Source organism: Bradyrhizobium sp. sBnM-33 (assembly GCF_032917945.1).
GTDB lineage: Bacteria > Pseudomonadota > Alphaproteobacteria > Rhizobiales > Xanthobacteraceae > Bradyrhizobium.
On sequence record NZ_CP136624.1, the window covers coordinates 3,232,984 to 3,249,195 of the forward strand.

Annotated in this window: 12 protein-coding genes and 2 pseudogenes; 8 read left to right on the forward strand and 6 right to left on the reverse strand. The window is 59.1% G+C overall.

What is annotated here, in order from left to right:
* Positions 1-5: 5 nt before the first annotated feature.
* The 3 genes from RX328_RS14945 to RX328_RS14955 form a co-directional block, all read right to left on the reverse strand.
* Positions 6-977 carry a two-component system sensor histidine kinase NtrB gene (locus tag RX328_RS14945; protein ID WP_317258740.1) on the reverse strand — a complete coding sequence of 324 codons (972 nt, stop codon included), beginning with the start codon at positions 975-977 and terminating at the stop codon, positions 6-8.
* Between the two features lie 946 nt (positions 978-1,923).
* A complete protein-coding gene (locus RX328_RS14950) occupies positions 1,924-2,436 on the reverse strand; it encodes a nuclear transport factor 2 family protein (protein ID WP_213252449.1) in 513 nt (170 codons plus the stop codon).
* A gap of 22 nt (positions 2,437-2,458) precedes the next feature.
* Complete coding sequence (locus RX328_RS14955; protein ID WP_213252450.1) at positions 2,459-4,075, reverse strand: hypothetical protein; 1,617 nt, start codon at positions 4,073-4,075, stop codon at positions 2,459-2,461.
* Positions 4,076-4,747: 672 nt separating this feature from the next.
* On the opposite strand from RX328_RS14955, the gene RX328_RS14960 reads away from it, so the two are divergent.
* A complete protein-coding gene (locus tag RX328_RS14960) occupies positions 4,748-4,984 on the forward strand; it encodes a helix-turn-helix domain-containing protein (RefSeq protein ID WP_213252451.1) in 237 nt (78 codons plus the stop codon).
* A gap of 583 nt (positions 4,985-5,567) precedes the next feature.
* On the opposite strand, the gene RX328_RS14965 is transcribed toward RX328_RS14960, so the two are convergent.
* The 3 genes and pseudogenes from RX328_RS14965 to RX328_RS14975 form a co-directional block, all read right to left on the reverse strand.
* Entirely contained in the window at positions 5,568-5,885 is a 318-nt protein-coding gene (locus RX328_RS14965; RefSeq protein ID WP_213252452.1) for a response regulator, read from the reverse strand.
* Positions 5,882-6,117, reverse strand: a pseudogene (locus RX328_RS14970) (response regulator); the annotation flags it as partial. The pseudogene RX328_RS14970 and the gene RX328_RS14965, both read right to left, overlap by 4 nt.
* 164 nt (positions 6,118-6,281) lie before the next feature.
* A complete protein-coding gene (locus RX328_RS14975; protein WP_213252453.1) occupies positions 6,282-7,268 on the reverse strand; it encodes an HAD-IC family P-type ATPase in 987 nt (328 codons plus the stop codon).
* A 247-nt stretch (positions 7,269-7,515) separates the two neighbouring features.
* Here RX328_RS14975 and RX328_RS14980 point away from each other — a divergent pair, with 247 nt between their 5' ends.
* From RX328_RS14980 to acnA, 7 genes and pseudogenes are all read left to right on the forward strand, one after another.
* A complete protein-coding gene (locus tag RX328_RS14980; protein ID WP_249726534.1) occupies positions 7,516-8,238 on the forward strand; it encodes a trimeric intracellular cation channel family protein in 723 nt (240 codons plus the stop codon).
* A 61-nt stretch (positions 8,239-8,299) separates the two neighbouring features.
* Positions 8,300-8,605, forward strand: coding sequence for an XRE family transcriptional regulator (locus RX328_RS14985; RefSeq protein ID WP_249726536.1), 306 nt, complete (start codon positions 8,300-8,302; stop codon positions 8,603-8,605).
* Between the two features lie 370 nt (positions 8,606-8,975).
* A pseudogene (locus tag RX328_RS14990) lies at positions 8,976-9,322 on the forward strand (NADPH-dependent FMN reductase); the annotation flags it as partial.
* Positions 9,323-10,304: 982 nt separating this feature from the next.
* Complete coding sequence (locus tag RX328_RS14995; RefSeq protein ID WP_213252454.1) at positions 10,305-10,709, forward strand: GreA/GreB family elongation factor; 405 nt, start codon at positions 10,305-10,307, stop codon at positions 10,707-10,709.
* Positions 10,710-10,854: 145 nt separating this feature from the next.
* Positions 10,855-11,178 carry a DUF1476 domain-containing protein gene (locus RX328_RS15000; protein ID WP_213252455.1) on the forward strand — a complete coding sequence of 108 codons (324 nt, stop codon included), beginning with the start codon at positions 10,855-10,857 and terminating at the stop codon, positions 11,176-11,178.
* Between the two features lie 147 nt (positions 11,179-11,325).
* The gene (locus RX328_RS15005; RefSeq protein WP_213252456.1) at positions 11,326-12,441 is read left to right on the forward strand and encodes a hypothetical protein; all 1,116 of its coding nucleotides are present in this window, start codon (positions 11,326-11,328) and stop codon (positions 12,439-12,441) included.
* Positions 12,442-12,593: 152 nt separating this feature from the next.
* On the forward strand, positions 12,594-15,533 hold the full coding sequence (gene acnA / locus RX328_RS15010; RefSeq protein ID WP_213252457.1) for an aconitate hydratase AcnA: 2,940 nt from the start codon (positions 12,594-12,596) through the stop codon (positions 15,531-15,533).
* Positions 15,534-16,212: the final 679 nt, after the last annotated feature.

Genomic DNA, 16,212 nt, shown 5'->3' on the forward strand with positions numbered 1-16,212 from the left:
GGCAATCAATGCTTCGCTCGATCATTATCGTGTTCCGAAGAGCCCGCTGGGCTCGACTGAGGGAAGAAGAGATCGAATGTCCTTCCGATTCCGACTTCGCTGCTGACGTTGACGTAGCCGCCGATCAGTTGCATGAAAGCTAACACTTGCGGTAAGCCCAAACCGGTCCCTTTCTCGCCTTTGGTCGTGAAGAGCGGATCGAAGATCCTTCGCACCACGTCCGCAGACATCCCCTGTCCGCTGTCCTGGACGCGAACGCGGACATAAGCGCCGGGCGCGGGCGAGTCGGGCCCCGCGCCTGTGGCTTCCCACCGGTCTGTGCTGATCCGAACTAGGCCGCCATTGGGCATTGCATCCCGCGCGTTCAGCATCAGGTTAAGCACCGCCGCATTGAACTGCGACGGATCAAGGACGCACTGTGGAATGTCGTGGGTAAGTTCCAGGACGATGCGATTCCCCGAGCCGGCGCCGTATTTCAGGAACAGTTCAAGATTCCTAATTAGCTGGGTTGCATTCCCCGCGCGAAGGTCCCGTTCATGCTGCTTCGCAAAGGTCAGAAGCTGTGAAGTCAGCTGCAGGCCGCGATCAACACCGTCCTTGGCGCCGGCGATATATGCGCTGACCTTCTCCGGCGCCCCTGAATTCATCTCGGCCAGTCGCAGGGCCGACTCGATGATCGTCAGGATATTCCTGAAATCGTGAGCGATCCCCCCGGTCATTTCACCAAGCGCCGCTATCCTTTGTGTGGCGCGTGCGCGCTGCGGAAACGCCTCTCCAGCTCCCGATACCGCAGCGGGCCCGCCGTGCTCCTCGCGATCTGATTGGTCCCTCTCATTATCATCAGGAACCGTGATGCGCGCCATGGCACGCACCTTTGCTCGCATCTCATGATAATGTCGCATCTGAACAGTAGACATAGCGTGTCCTTGCCCGGGATCAGGCGACAAATTGCGGGCCAAGTTCTCGATGATGCCCAAAGGACCTCTCCGTCCGCCAGGCTTTCGGCCGCCTAATCCGGCTTCAGGCATTGCGCGGGAAAGGAGTTCAGCGGCTGTTGCGCGCTGACGGTTTCCCTCCTTTGACCCTATGGCACCACCCGGTGACAGCAGTGTTTCATCAGGGCACTCTTCCGGCAAACGAAACTGTTTGGGATTTGAGTGCATATTTTACGCTAGCTGCGACATGCCCTAAATCGATCCAAGCGCGGCAAGAGCGGGAATGCTGGCGCGGCGCGTTCGCCTATACTGGTCGGAATCCGGACCAGTTTCAGATGCCGGCAGCAGAAGCGGTAGCAGCACCGACAGGCGGGATCGACCCGTGGGGTGCGAGCGCCCGACGCTTACTCGGCTACATGGATGGTCAGCAGATCGGCGTGCAGATCTTGCAGCAGCGAAGGCGCTGACGTTAACGCCCGCCAACCCGACACCGGCCTCACGCCGCTCACCTCGCCGTCGCCACGGACTATTTTCTCGCTTCGCGCCATCTGATCGAGCAATTCGGCGGGCGTTCGGACCGGGCAATTCGGCCGCTGGCCTATGTCCATTGCCGCCCAAGGTCGCGTCCGCCGGTGCCTCCGGTACGTGGGGCTTCGGTCTGTCTGGTCTGAACGTGAATCTTCAATCGTCGGTCCGCGCTAAGCTAAGCTGCCCGCGAACGGCGCGGGCTGTCAGCGCGGCGGCCGGAGCTCGCCGGCGAGCCAGCCGACCGCATTGCTGTTCATCGGATCTACCGCGATCGAGACTTTCTCCGTCCGCCCGCAGGTTGAGCACTGGAACGTCCGCTTCTCAAAGCCGCGCTCGCCGGGAGAGATGCACGCCAGTGCCATCCGGTGCTTGCACACAGGACACATTGGGCGATCGTTCGGGGAGTCCATGTTCATGCCTCGGAGGCTAAGCACAGTCTTAGTGCGATTGGCGGCCAATTTCATTCGAGATCGGAGGGTAGGTGTCCAGGGATATTTGGTCCGGGGGCCGTTCGCCCAGGATCGTGGTCGCTGGTGCGTGCGGGGCGACGGCCGTCCTGCTGCCCGAGACCTCCCGGCCGGCCCTTGTTGCTCACCAACTGGTAGTGGATCGTCTGCATCTGTATTTTCCCATCCTTGATCAGGAAGGTATCGGCGCCGCCATTCACATTGAACCGATCGGAGTGAGCTCGCCAGACGAGAAGCGCGTAGGGGCCGCTTACCTGCTTGGACAGGAATTCGAATTTACTGTTCGGAAGTTGTTCGGCAAGCCGCCTCGCAGACGCGCGCATGGCGTCATGTCCCTGCGCGTTGGAATTCTCGGTCAGCAGCACGACCGCTTCGGAATAGTTTCGCTGCAGGTCAGTATCCAGATCCCCCTCGACTCTGAGCTTTAGATGATCTTCAAACACCTCGATCGTGCTTCGATTCATTTTGTCTTCTCTCGTATAAACGTCTCGCAGCAGGTCCGGCAATCGTCCTCGGTGCCGCTTCAGCTTAACCTTCTTTCATGGTTCTGCTTCGGCGCGCTGCAGCTAACGCAAACAAAAGCAAGACAACGAGTACCCCTGAGCCCCAAGCGTATCGGGCGTACTCACCGGCGTGCTCGTATCCGCCTTCGTAATCAGGCCAGACCACTCGAAGATAGCCGTTGGAAACCGCCGGCAGCGGGAAGTTCTGATCACCGACGTGCATCTCCAGTCTGGCTCCCTCTCTGGAAGTGGTCATCACATGCACTGGTACTCCTGCGGCTATCAATCTGCCATTCGCGCTAACGTTGCCCAGCGCATAGACCGCCACGTTGGACTTTGTCGGTGGTAGGGTCGCCACGCCTATCCCGCTTCTCCCGTGGTGCCAGACGTCAAAGCCCACTCCTGCCCAAGTCGTGAAGCGCCCCTGCGGGTCCGACACCATTGGTTCGGTGGCTACAATACGATAGCTAGTCCCGTCGGCCCTTGGGACCAGGGCATCGATCGCCACTCGGTCGTGCGGCGGCAAGGGTGTTCTGTGGGTGTTGCGGTTCTCGACGCTCATGCGAAGCGTGGCTGAAGTGGGCGTCAACTCACTTTGCTTTCCGGCTGTCTGCCCAATACCTCCGATGCCTTTGGAGCTTACGACGGCGGAGTTGGCTTCGGGCCCGGTGTAAGCGGCTGCGACAATCCCAAGACTCAGCAACGCGACCAAGGACGCGACAGCGCCTATGACACTCCTACATCCCCACTCGCCGAGCTGGCTGCGGCTTGAACTAGTGGCGATCAAGTAGCCGGCAACCGCAACAATTACGGTGATCGGCAGGATGACGAGGAATTCCTGACGATAAGACAGCCAATGCACCACGGCAGGCGGTGGATTCTCAGCCAAGAGGCGAAATGACTGATTAGGCAGACCGTTCGGGCCAAGGAAATGACTGTATGTGGTAAGCAGAAGACCCGTCATTATGCCGCCACCAATAGCAGCAGTACGGTCAGTGCCCGCAATGACCCACCAAGAAAGGGTAAACGGGAACGCGATGGCAACCCGAACCACAAACCATGCGACGCCCGGAAAATCGTGCAAAACCAGGGTTTGCAACGCGCCTACCACGATCACCACGCCCACCGACACCACGAGTGCCATCGTGGTTAGGCGAGCAGGTGAAGAAAATGGTCGCCCTCGTTGAATCCTTTCCACCGAGGCTCGGCGCTGCCACAGCCACAACGCCACCACGTAACCAAGATAATAAACGGCGAAATGAGCAGGCAGTCCGGTGATCCAGGTATGCTCGAGATCCAGCCACTCGGGATGTGACGGAAGGCCGACTGGCGAAATCGACCAATAAAAAGTGGTGAGCAAAACCATATGCACGGTCGTGAGTGCTGCCCCTCGCACCAGGCCGATTCCGAGCCAAGCGGTGCCAAGGCCGAACACCGTCGCCATAAGCAGCGTGTCGGTAAGCCAGTAAGTCCAATAAGGGTCATTTCCCCAGAGCATTGCGTGGGCGATAGCGGCATCCATGAAGATTGCGAGTAGCGAGGCTAACGCTGTGAACTTGACCACATCCGAAACGGAGATCGCTCCGAGCACCATTGTTTGATTCTTTACATTGTTGGGGTCGGCATTCGTACGCGTCTTCATTTCAACTTCCTCTGCTTGGCATAGGTCCGCTTTACTGCTTCCGTGCGGCGAGCGAAGCTCGCGGGCGTTGAAAGGAGAACAGTCCGCTGACGCCTAAGTTCTACGAATTTGATTGGTAGTTCAGAGCAGCTATTTTGCTGGAGATTTCGCGGTCCCCGCGTTGGCTCGTCCAGGCGCTTGCGCGACCCGAGCCAACGCGCACCTTCCCACCCCTCTACTAGCAACGTCCGGCGCGCTCGTCTCAGATGGAACGTGCAGGGCAGCGCCACGACCACGTTGATGCTGAACGCGTCAGCCGAAGCGCAATGCGAACCGATCACACGAATTGCGTGGTAATGAACGAACACGCTTTCACAGCTCGCGAGTCATTGCTTTGACAGTATTGAAAGACCGACCGTCGAGCGGCGGATCGATCGGTCTGCCATACATGTCACTTTACGACAGCGGAGACCTTCTGGTGGCTATCGCCGAACGACATGAGCTTACGAGCATGGATGGCCCGCATTTCCTAACCGGCAAGTGCAGTCATCGTGATCGAGAGGACGCCGGCACGACGGGCACATCGCTCACCTGGCTCAAGTCGTCGCGCCTCTGCTCGATCATCCCTGGCCGGGAAATGCTGGTGAACTGCGCAATGCAATGGAATGGGTTTCGACGCTGGTGCGCAGTCCCATGGTCGAGGCGCGTGATCTCGGGTTTTTATTAGGCGAGTCCTCGAATACCACTAGGGTGCCATTCAATCTCACGTTACTTGACGGGGATTTGAACGTCGCAGTCGAATCGCTGGAGCGCGCGATGATCCTGCGAGCGCTCGAGGCCTGCGCCGGAAATCGCGCAGAGGCCGCGCGCCGCCTCGGCATTCACCGTCAATTGCTCTACAAAAAACTCAAGCAACTTGGCCTCGAATAAGCGTGTAGTGTGGCCCGCAGTGCAAAGGGCCTCGGATCGCTCCGGAGCCTCTTAAATGCCGCTGGACTTCACCTGGCGACCACTGTTTCGCACTCTGGCGCGCGACTTCGCGCGATCACCGTATCCAGCTGGTAGACAACAGTAGAAATAGCGCCCGGTTACCCCTGTACTTGGCCGCTGGTCGGGTGCTTTCAAACCCGCCCATAATCGTGGCCCCGTAGCGGTCACAGACCCGCCATTCCCACCTGGTCGGGCTTCGCTTGGTAATCAAGACTTCCAACACGGCCGCCCCGCCATCCCAGCTGCGTACCGTCACGATACCAACGGGACTTGAGGTGTCGGTTCGCTTTTAGACTCTCAGGCGTAGTCTGATGAAAGTGAATGTTTGCAACAATGTTTGAAACACAGCGTCCAGCAATGTCTTAGTTTGGCAGGTTAATCACCCAGCAGCAGACAGGCAAAGCAGATCAAGGCGCGGTCAGTGCGCAAAGTCAGCTCATGACACCCACAAGGGACATCGCACGTGAATTTACAGCTGGCTTGACGCCCATCGCTGAATTGATCACTTCAGCGAAGTGTGCAATCAAGAATGGCTTGCAGTACTGGCTTGTCGGCAAACACGGCTGGCCGACCAGCCGCTCCATACCCGCTGACGAATACGAACAGCAGACCGCGCCGCAACGATCTCCGCAATGAGGCTGATATTGAAGCCAGCGACGCTGATGTCGAAAACCGCTAAATCGAATGCGGAGGTGCGGGCCAACGGTTCGGCCGCCTCAATACTGCCCGCCTCGGCAACTACTCGATGCCCAAGCTCCTCGAGCATCTCGACGATCATCATCCGAATCAGGGCCTTGTCCTCGACCAAAAATATGGACGCCCCCTTCTTGAAGCCGGTCAATTGTTCGGAGTACCGACGTTCAAAAGCTGAGACACGGCCGTGACAAGTTGGGCAGGGACGAAGGGCTTCACGAGTAGGATGCTGTTGGGCACGTCGTGCGAGGCCCAATCGTCAGCAGCGGACCCGTCATGTAAACGATCGGAAACTTCGGTTCGATCTGTTGGGCCTGTTTCGCAACCTCCCACCCGGTCATACGGCCGCTCAGGTTGATGTCAATGACGAGCGCGCGATAGTTGTGCTCCAGATCTTTTGGGGCACGCTTCGAGGGAAGCAATCCTCTATATTATTGATTGTAAAGGCTTGATGGTGGAGGCACAAGCGATCGAACCTTGGACCTCTCCCGTGTGAAAAGCCGCCGCATCATCGCGACGGCTTCTATTAACGCTCTTGGAAGGATCAGGCGGCAAGTTTGGTGCGGATCTCGTCAGCGTGATTACCGGCGCCATCAGACGAATGAATTCGATCAAGACCGCAGGATGATTCTTTACGCGCGTTTTCCCATCGGAGAGCGGATAGGCTGACTTGTGACTGTTGTCCGCCAGTTTTCTCTCGTCGATTGTATCTCACGTGGCCTTCCTGGATGACGACTACGATAAGTCCGAGCAGCTTGCCGACGCGGTCAAGCTCCTTTTGCAGCGGCGTCGTCTCCTGCTGCGCCGCCTTCAGCATGCCGGCGATACGGCCCATCGCGGTCTGCATACCGGTGGCGGTGACAACCGCGCGCCCGCGCCCGTAGGTCGCCGACGTACCGCTGAAAACCATGTTGCGCCGATCGCCAAGTCCCGCCTCTCCCGCGACCGGCGCGCTGTTCTTCGACGTCGGCAGGCTCTCGCCGGTGAGCGCCGCCTCCGCCGTTTGCAGGACGACGGTTTGGAGCAGCCGGGCATCGGCCGGGACCGTGTCGCCTTCCTCGATGAGGACGATGTCGCCGGGCACGATCTCGGCTGCCGCAATGCTCTGCGGGGCGCCGTCTCTCACGACGTTAGCGTGTGCCGCCGAAATCTGCTGCAAGGCGGCTACAGCCTGCTCCGCCCGGGCTTGCTGGATATAGCCCATCACGCCATTGAGAAGCACGATCGCGGAGATTGCCATCGCCTCGTACGGCAAGGCGGATTCGCGCTCATAGAGCCAAAGCACAGCGGAGACGAGTGCCGCAATGAGCAATAGGATGACGAGGACGTCGGCGAACTGAGCGACAAATTTTCGCCACGCAGGCACGGGCTCTTCGGCGGTGAGCTCGTTCCTACCGAAGCGGTCGAGCCGCGAACGGGCCTCGGCACTGGTCAGGCCGACATCAGCATCGGTGTTGAGCGCTGACAAGACCCGATCGGCGGTCTGCTGGTGAGGCTCCGCCCGGCCGGACTGGTCGACGTTGATGTCCATGGTTCGGGACCCTGTTTCTGCCTCGTTCTCTTGAAGGGACCTATGTCCGGGTCGTTACGGGAGTACGGGCGTTGCGTCACGTTGTCAGATGTAGCTCAGCCAGCGCCAGTACGTCGCAATGCGTGGGAACATTGATCGTCACTGTGCGGGCTCGGCTGGCAGCGGCTTAGGAGCGGCATTTGTTGTGTCTGATCGGCGCGGGAGGTGTAGAGTATGGACTTCACCTCCCGTATGGCGGCCGACCGCGATGAACATGCTGCTTTTGGTACTCGACCTCATCGGGACCTTTGTCTTCGCGCTTAGTGGGGCCACCGCTGCCGTCAAGCGCCGGCTCGACTTGTTCGGTGTTCTGGTGCTGTCGTTCGTGGCGGGAAACTTCGGAGGTATCACGCGCGATCTGATGATTGGCGCGGTTCCGCCCGCAGCGATCAGTGACTGGCGATATCTTGCCGTCTCCCTTCTGGCGGGCGTGCTCACCTTCTGCTGGTTTCCCGGCGTCGACCGGTGGCACAACTCCGTCCTCTTGTTCGACGCTGCGGGACTGGCGCTGTTCGCCGTGTCCGGCACTCAAAAGGCGCTGGCCTTAGGCCTGAATCCGGTCATGGCGGCGCTGCTCGGCATGGTGACGGGAATAGGCGGAGGCATGGCGCGCGATGTCCTTGTCGCCGAGATTCCAACCGTGCTGCGCGCCGATCTTTTATGCTGTCGCCGCTTTGGCCGGTGCGGCGGTGGTGGTTGCAGGCAGTCTGTTGCACATTCCCTCAACCGCGACAACGATTGCCGGGGCAGCACTGTGCTTTGGACTTCGCCTGATGGCGATCCGTCGCGGGTGGCAACTCCCGATTGCCCGTCCGCGCAAGCACTTCGAAAAAGATCCTTGAGTGGGAGAGGACGGCAATTGCGCGGTCGTCCGCGGCGCTACCGACAACTCTGTTGGGAATGCTGTATGGCCGACCGCTCGACTTGCTAAGGCAAAACAACGCATCTTTCCCAACCAGCAAAGAGATGTGAACATGAGATCCGAGACTAAAATGACCGGACGTTTGATTGCCGCGGCGCGCGCCTTAACTGGAATCAGCCGGGAGGATTTCGCGGGAGCTGCTGGAATTCCAGCCAACACGTTAGCCTTGATGGAGGCAAGCGGCAGCGCTTGGCTCCATTCGGAAAGCGATGCCGAGGCTGTGATCCGCGCCTTTGAGAAGTTTGGAGTCGTCGTTATCGAAGAGGATGGCAGCATGGGGGCTGGCGTCCGTTTGAAATTCACGCGCCAGGACGTGAAACAGATCAATCGACTGGAAAGCGAAGGCGGGATCGTGCGTTCAGACGACGCGCCCTGAGATTGTGGTCGTGATGGATGATCGTACCGCGCTCTACGACGCCAGCGGTAGGTCCGACGGCATTCCGCGTTCCGGCCGCTCGCACTAGGCGTCTTGATTCGTCCAAGGTGGAAATGTTTTGAACTGACGCTGAGACACCGTTTCGAATGCGTCCGGATCAAAAGCACCACGCGAGGAAACAGCGCCGAAGATTGAGATCGAGCTCAAGTTATTGATGCTGTAATCTCGCAAGAGAAGGGACTTTTCTGAAAAGAACGTTGTGGTGGAGATCGATCACAAGGAACCGGTCGCGGCGGATTTGGACTTAAAGTTAGCCCGCCATTCCAATTATGGCCCTTGCTCAGGAGGAGATGCAGATGACCAGCTACATAAGCATCTCCCGCTTTTCAGTCATGATTATGACGCGGACTGTCCGCCAGTCACTCGTGCATTCAAGGATACCCTGAAGAAAGTCGACGCATTGCTGTTTGTAGCTCCTGAATATAACCGATCGATCCCCGGGCGGCTGAAGCACGCCATTGACCGGGCAAGCAGGCCATATGGCGCCAACTCATTCACGCACAAGCCCTCGGCGGTTATCGGCGCGCGCCAGGGGCAATCGGCACTGCTGTCGCCCAACAAAACCTTGCGTTTTTAGCTTCTGCAATTCACCGCAAATGAATGCGCCGAAAGTATCCACTTCACGCCGGCCTCGTTACTGACGATGGCGAGGTGACCGTCTAAAGCGCGCGGCATTTTGCCCGGCGTTGTGACCGCCGATGCCGAATTGGAGCAGCGATCCAATTGTCCTTTCGTGGTCCAATTCGGAAGTTCGTCCGCTTCGGATCGGGGGAGAGGATTTGTGAATGTCGGATCCACCCCATCGGAGTGTTCTCACGGTCGCAACGTCGGTAAAAACACCATGCGCGACGCATGGTTGTTCGCCGCATCGCGACTCCGCAAATTCCTCATCACCGGTTCGGACGGTAGACTCCGATCGGAGTTCATGCGGGAGGGAACATAACGCACAAGAGCCGAAGCTGGTCTCTTCGCATCGAAGATCGCGCGCCTATGCAGGTGATTGGCGCTGTGAACACGATCCAGGCTTGGGTGGTGTAGAGAACCCCGCCGGGATAAAACACTTTCTCGACGCAACAACGAATGTGCTCGTGAGCCTTTGCATCGATGTTACCTTCAGCGCTTTTTGAACTTCACCTGCCTCAAGCCGGTCTCATTGCGCAAGCTGCTATCGCAGATCGATCAAGGCCGACTAATAATCAGCGCATTCGCGTGTGCCGAGCGAGCAGCGCTGATGCGATTGTTCGAGATAGCGGTGGGGACTATGTGCAATATTCTCCGATCCGCGCATCTGGAAACTTAGATTAATTGCTCTCGGACGAGAGCCAGCTACGCTGCGCCCATCGCAGGACCTTCCCCGGCCACGTCGACGCAGCGTCCAGCTGCGCACGACAGCGTCGCCAAACGGTGCGTGCTTCCGTCGCAATGGTTTTGACGCAAGAAGCGCCTATGTTTGGTCTGTTATGATCTGCGCGACTGGAATGGACACGCTGCTTACCCGCTCTTTTCTGCACGGCGGACGCTTAATCAGGCTTCTAGCGGACGGTAGCGCTTGCTGCGGTCCGGTATCACTTCACATCAAAAAATCTGCTTCATGGTTCCTTCCTAGGTTCGCCTCGGTTGCCTTTAGAGGAGTGCAATAATGTCTCTACCTTCAATCACCTTAACCGCGTCCGACCACCCCCGACTTGAGCAGCTCGCGCTGCTCTCTGCGCAGCGAGGTGACAAGTCCGCGCCATTTTTGCTCACCGAAATCAAGAGGGCAAAAGTCGTCTCGGACGACGCTTACGATGTCAAGTCACTTGTGACGGTGGGATCCTGGGTCGCGTACTGGACGAACCGAGGCATTCGCCGAAAAACAGCGCGGCTGGTTTGGCCAGAAAATATCACGTCCGATCCGAGCGACGTCTCCGTTTTGTCGAGTTTAGGCGCAGCGTTGATCGGCCTACGAGTCGGAGATCGAATGCCATACGTCGTAGAAAGAGATATGGACGTCATCAGAATCGAGGACGTGAATCCAGTGATCGGACGAAACGCATCAGCTTGAACCAACATTCAATCGTGCGACGTGACTTCGCTGCGCGACACATCGGTGGGTGGAAGCGTATCCTCATTCGGATGCCAGAAGCAGCCGGTGCGCTTCTCTTGACGGTTGTCGCTACCGTTGAGATCGACATAGGAGGGAAATAGGAATGATCGAGTTGTCCAGGCGCGGGGAAGCGTTCGAGAGCAAATTTGCGCACGATGAGGCGTTGCGCTTCAAGGCTATTGCCCGCCGAAATAAAATTGTGGGCCTGTGGGCCGCGGAACGGCTCGGCAAATCAGGCGCGGACGCCGACGCCTATGCGAGCGCCGTGGTCCTCGCTGATTTCGAAGAACCCGGCGATGAAGATGTCATTCGCAAGGTCGCCAACGATCTCGAGGCTGCAGGTATCCCTTCTGACGAGGCTGAGGTACGACGCGTGCTGGAGGGCTTCATGGTTCGCGCGATCGATGAGATCAAGGCCGGCCTATGAGTGTTCTCGGCTCGCCTGCCGAGCCGGAGAGTTGCCGGTGTTCAGGAGATAATTTCGTCAGTCAATCGGACGCCGATCACTAAGCGTTGGAGATGTTTGAGCTCGATCCGTCCGCACTGGTCTCCTTTAGAAACGGAGGACATTAGGATGCTGTACGTCGATATCCCCACTGCCGCGGATATTGCGGCTTTAGCGTTCAATCGAGGCGATGTTTGCGTCTCGATCTATTTGCCTACCACTCCTGTAACTCAGCAGACGAGAGGCGATCGCATCGAGCTCAAAAACCTGACCAAGAGGGCCGTCGAGCAGATCCGTTCCGTTGAAGGCGGGCGCGCTGCGGCCCTGATAAGGGAGCAACTCGATGATCTTGTCGACGACGACGAATTCTGGCGCTTTCAGGCACACAGCCTTGCCGTCTTTGCGACGCCGGAGAATGTGCGAACCTTTCGCCTTCCGAATTCCCTTGAGCGGCTCCTGGAGGTTTCGGATCGGTTTCACGTCAAGCCGCTGCTCCGAAGCGTGAGCTTCCCCAATGCATGTTACGTCTTGGCGCTGGCGCAACGGGGCGTGCGTCTCGTCGAAGTGTCGGCTGACTTGCCCGCCGTCTTGGTCAAAGTGGAAGGCCTGCCGGTAGATGCCGGAAGAGCGGTGCGCGGTGTTGGGGAGATCACTCATTGGCCTAGCGGCCGAATCCAAGGCCGGGAAGGTCAGAAAGTGCTGCTGCGACAGTTCGCCCGGAGGGTGGACAGTGCCCTACGGCCCGTGTTGGGCGGAAGCGGTCTCCCGCTCGTCCTCGCGGCAGCCGAGCCGCTTGCTTCGATCTACCGGTCGGTGAACACATACCCGCAGCTCGCTGATCCCTTCATCGAGGGAAGCCCCGAGGGATTGAACGAAGCCGACCTCGCCGAGCGAGCTCGGCCGATTCTGGATGGGATCTACCGGCATGAGGTCGCGGCTTGGCAAACGTTGTTCCGGCAACGCGCCAACACTGGCCACGCGACAACGGACATCGCCCAAGCGGCTCGCGCGGCGACGTTCGGCGCCGTCGAGACGATCCTCGTTGACATTGACCAGGTCGTTCCCGGTCGCATCGACGACCAAGGCGCAGTCAGCTTTGCCAAGCAACAAGGCGACGGCAATTATGGTTTGATAGACGAAATCGCCACGCGTGTCCTTGCCGCAGGAGGTCGGGTGATCGGCGTCCGCAAAGCCGACATCCCGGACGAGCAGTCGCTTGCGGCGGTTCTGCGGTATCCCGTTTAGCGTGCCGCCGCTGATGAAGGCGCGACTTCCCCAGCCCGGCGTGCTGCGACGGACGTACTGCCGGAATTGCATCTGGAAGGCTCGCCTCCTGCAAATGGGAATGCTCACGCACAAGGCTGGAAAATGATGAATCGATTGGAACGGAGGAATACATGGACAGCTTCCGAACTGCCTCACAGCTGAAGGTCGGACATCGCGCCTACACGATCTACCGCCTCGACGCGCTCAAGCGACACGGTTTTGCCGTGGAGCGTCTACCGTATTCGCTTCGCATCCTGCTTGAAAACTTGCTGCGAACCGAAAATGGCTCTTCCGTGACGCGCGCCGACATCGAGGCGCTGGCGGGTTGGCGACCGAATTCGCCCGAGCGCGCCGAGATCGCATTTCAGCCGGCCCGCGTCCTGCTGCAGGATTTCACGGGCGTTCCGGCAATCGTCGATCTCGCCGCGATGCGCGACGCCATGGTTCGCCTCGGCGGCGATCCCGCTAAAATCAATCCGCTGCAGCCGGTCGAACTTGTCATCGACCATTCCATCCAAGCCGACGCGTTCGGCGTGCCCGGCGCCATGGCGATCAACCAAAAGCTCGACTATATGCGCAACGGGGAGCGCTATGCGCTGCTCAAATGGGGCCAGCAGGCCTTCAAGAACTTCCGGGTCGCGCCGCCGAACAGCGGCATCTGCCATCAGGTCAACATCGAATATCTGGCGCGCGTGGTGTTCGGAGCGGACGAGGACTCGAAGGGAAATCCCGCAAGCGGTGCTGTGCTCCCGCTCGCCTATCCGGATACGCTGGTCGGGACCGACTCTCACACGCCGATGGTGAACGGCCTCGGCATCCTCGGCTGGGGTGTCGGGGGTATCGAGGCCGAGGCGGCAATGCTCGGCCAGCCTATTTCAATGCTCATCCCAGAAGTCGTCGGCTTCAAGCTGACGGGCAAGCTCCGCGAAGGCGTGACCGCGACGGACCTCGTGCTCACCGTGACACAGATGCTGCGCAAGAAGGGAGTGGTGGGCCGGTTCGTGGAGTTCTGTGGGCCGGGTGTGAGCAACGTTCCCGTGGTGGACCGCGCGACCATCGGTAACATGTCTCCAGAATACGGGTCGACATGCGCGATCTTTCCGATTGATACCTTGACGTTGGACTATCTCCGGCTAACAGCTCGCTCGGAGGAGCGGGTGGCGCTCGTCGAGGCCTATATGAAGGAGCAGGGGCTTTTCCATGACAGCACCGCGCCCGAGCCGATGTTCAGCGACACGCTAGAGCTTGATCTCAGCGAGGTTGAGCCCAGCATTGCCGGTCCTGGTCGCCCTCAGGACCGTGTGTCTCTTAGGCGCGCCAAAGTGGCCTTCGAGGCTTGTTTGCCATCGCTCTTGCCGCCTAGCTCTCCGCGCAGTCGAAAAGGCGCCGATGCTCGCACCTCGCACCATGAGCGACTGGATGTGTGGGGTGAATCGAGCGCAGGGGATTTTGGAGGCGGCCCGCTCCATCCCGTGGTGGGTGGCGCCGACGTCCTGGAGCACGGCTCGATCGTCATCGCTGCCATTACAAGCTGCACCAACACATCAAATCCGTCGGTCATGTTGGCCGCTGGCCTGCTTGCTAAGCGTGCGGTCGAACGTGGCCTCAGCCGGCAACCTTGGGTCAAGACCTCCCTCGCGCCGGGCTCGCGCGTGGTGACCGCTTACTACGAACGCGCAGGACTCACGCCCTATCTCGAACAACTCGGTTTCAACCTGGTCGGCTATGGTTGCACCACCTGCATCGGGAATTCCGGACCTCTTCCAACCGAGATATCGGAGGAGATCGAGCGCAGGAACCTCGTCGTCGCCGCAGCGCTGTCCGGGAATCGCAACTTTGAAGGTCGTATCCATTCGGAAGTACGTGCCAATTATTTGATGTCACCGCCGCTCGTCGTTGCTTTCGCGCTCGCCGGACGGATCACAATCGATCTCGAAACCGAGCCGCTAGGGCATGATCGAGAGGGACGCCCCGTATTTCTGCGCGACATTTGGCCGAGTCAGGAGGAAATCCGGCTGACCATGCGTGAGGCGACCGGTTCGAAACTTTACCTCGAGAACTACCGCGAGATTTTCGCCGGCGATGAACAGTGGCGCACGCTGCAGGCACCCACGGGAAACATTTACAATTGGGACCAGACTTCCACCTATGTCCGGAGTCCGCCATTCTTCGAGAAGATGCCCCGCAAAGCTCCTCTGGAAGTCGAGAACATCCGTGGTGCTCGCGCGCTCGCAGTGTTTGGGGACAGCATCACCACGGATCACATCTCGCCCGCAGGAACGATCCAGGTGCAGTCACCTGCCGGAGAGTACCTCGTTTCGGAAGCCGTTGCACCAAAGGACTTTAACTCATACGGGTCACGACGCGGCAATCACGAGGTAATGGTTCGTGGCACTTTTGCGAACGTTCGCATTCGCAACCGGCTCGCTCCGGGAACAGAAGGCGGCTACACGACCTATCTGCCACGTCACGAAGTGACTTCAATTTACGAGGCGAGCCAGCGCTATCTGGAGAAGGGCATTCCTCTTCTGGTACTCGCCGGCAAGGATTATGGATCCGGCTCCAGCCGGGACTGGGCGGCGAAAGGCCCCTACCTCCAGGGGGTGCGAGCCGTTATCGCCGAAAGCTTCGAGCGGATTCACCGGTCGAACCTCGTTGGCATGGGCATACTGCCCCTCCAGTTCGCGGACGGGTCCTCGGTAGCCAGCCTCGGACTCACCGGGTCGGAGATTTTCGATATTGACGGAGTCACCACCGGCGTCGCGAGCGGCTTCGCGCAATCGCGCCGCTTGAAGGTGCGCGCTCGCCGCGAGGACGGTAGCGCAGTCGAGTTCGAGGTCAGTGCCCGCATCGAGACCCCGCAAGAAGTGCTCTACATCCGCCACGGGGGCATCCTGCAGTACGTCCTACGTCAACTCCTTGGAGGTCCGTCGGAAGTCTCTGCGACCCCCGCCCGCAAACCGCACCCGCTCCCGGCAGAGGGAGCCCAAGATAGGACCGTTGACGAGGGTTCGATCCAGTCGTTCCCGGCAAGCGATCCGGCCTCGTATACGGGAAGCACGCGAGTTTAGCTCTGCGTTTGCAATTTATGCGACGTTTGGTGATTTCGGTGTGCCCAAGCCGGTTGATGCGCGCCTTTCGATCGCATTCAGGCTCGCTCGTCTTGTCTTCCACATTCGCAAGCTGCTGGCCCGGCGCCTCGTGATACAAGCGGACGCCGATTTCACCCGTACAGAGAGGAGAACGCATCGAGTCGGCTGTCACGTCATCGGACAAGCCTGCAGCCGAATGCCTACGGCAGGATGCCAGCAATGGTTAATCTCCCAGTCTAACCCGTTTTCATCATTCCAATCGATCGTTTTGCCATCACCGAATGCTAATAGACGCTTCCAAGCGGTGAAGGGCCTGAGATGACGTCGGGTGTCTCGACGTGATCTGAAATGTCGCGTCAAATCGGCGCGCCCCGGAGCAGCTAGCTTGATTCCTATAGTTGGATCGCCAACTGAACAAGAAATTGCGTTCCGGCCACGCAGGCCTTCTTAAGAAGGGCCAGTAATCCCGGCTGGCCTCAGCCGCCGGGTTAACTTCCCAAATCTTAATCTCGTTGGTCGGGTTGAGTGCCATGCTTGGACGCTTGGCGAACTGGCGAACTGACCTGGCTGCCAAGCCCCTGATGTTGCGAAATCGCATTCAATTCAATCCGCTAGCTGGCGCTGAGTGTGTCCCCTCCAATCCAAGGGATCGAGAGCA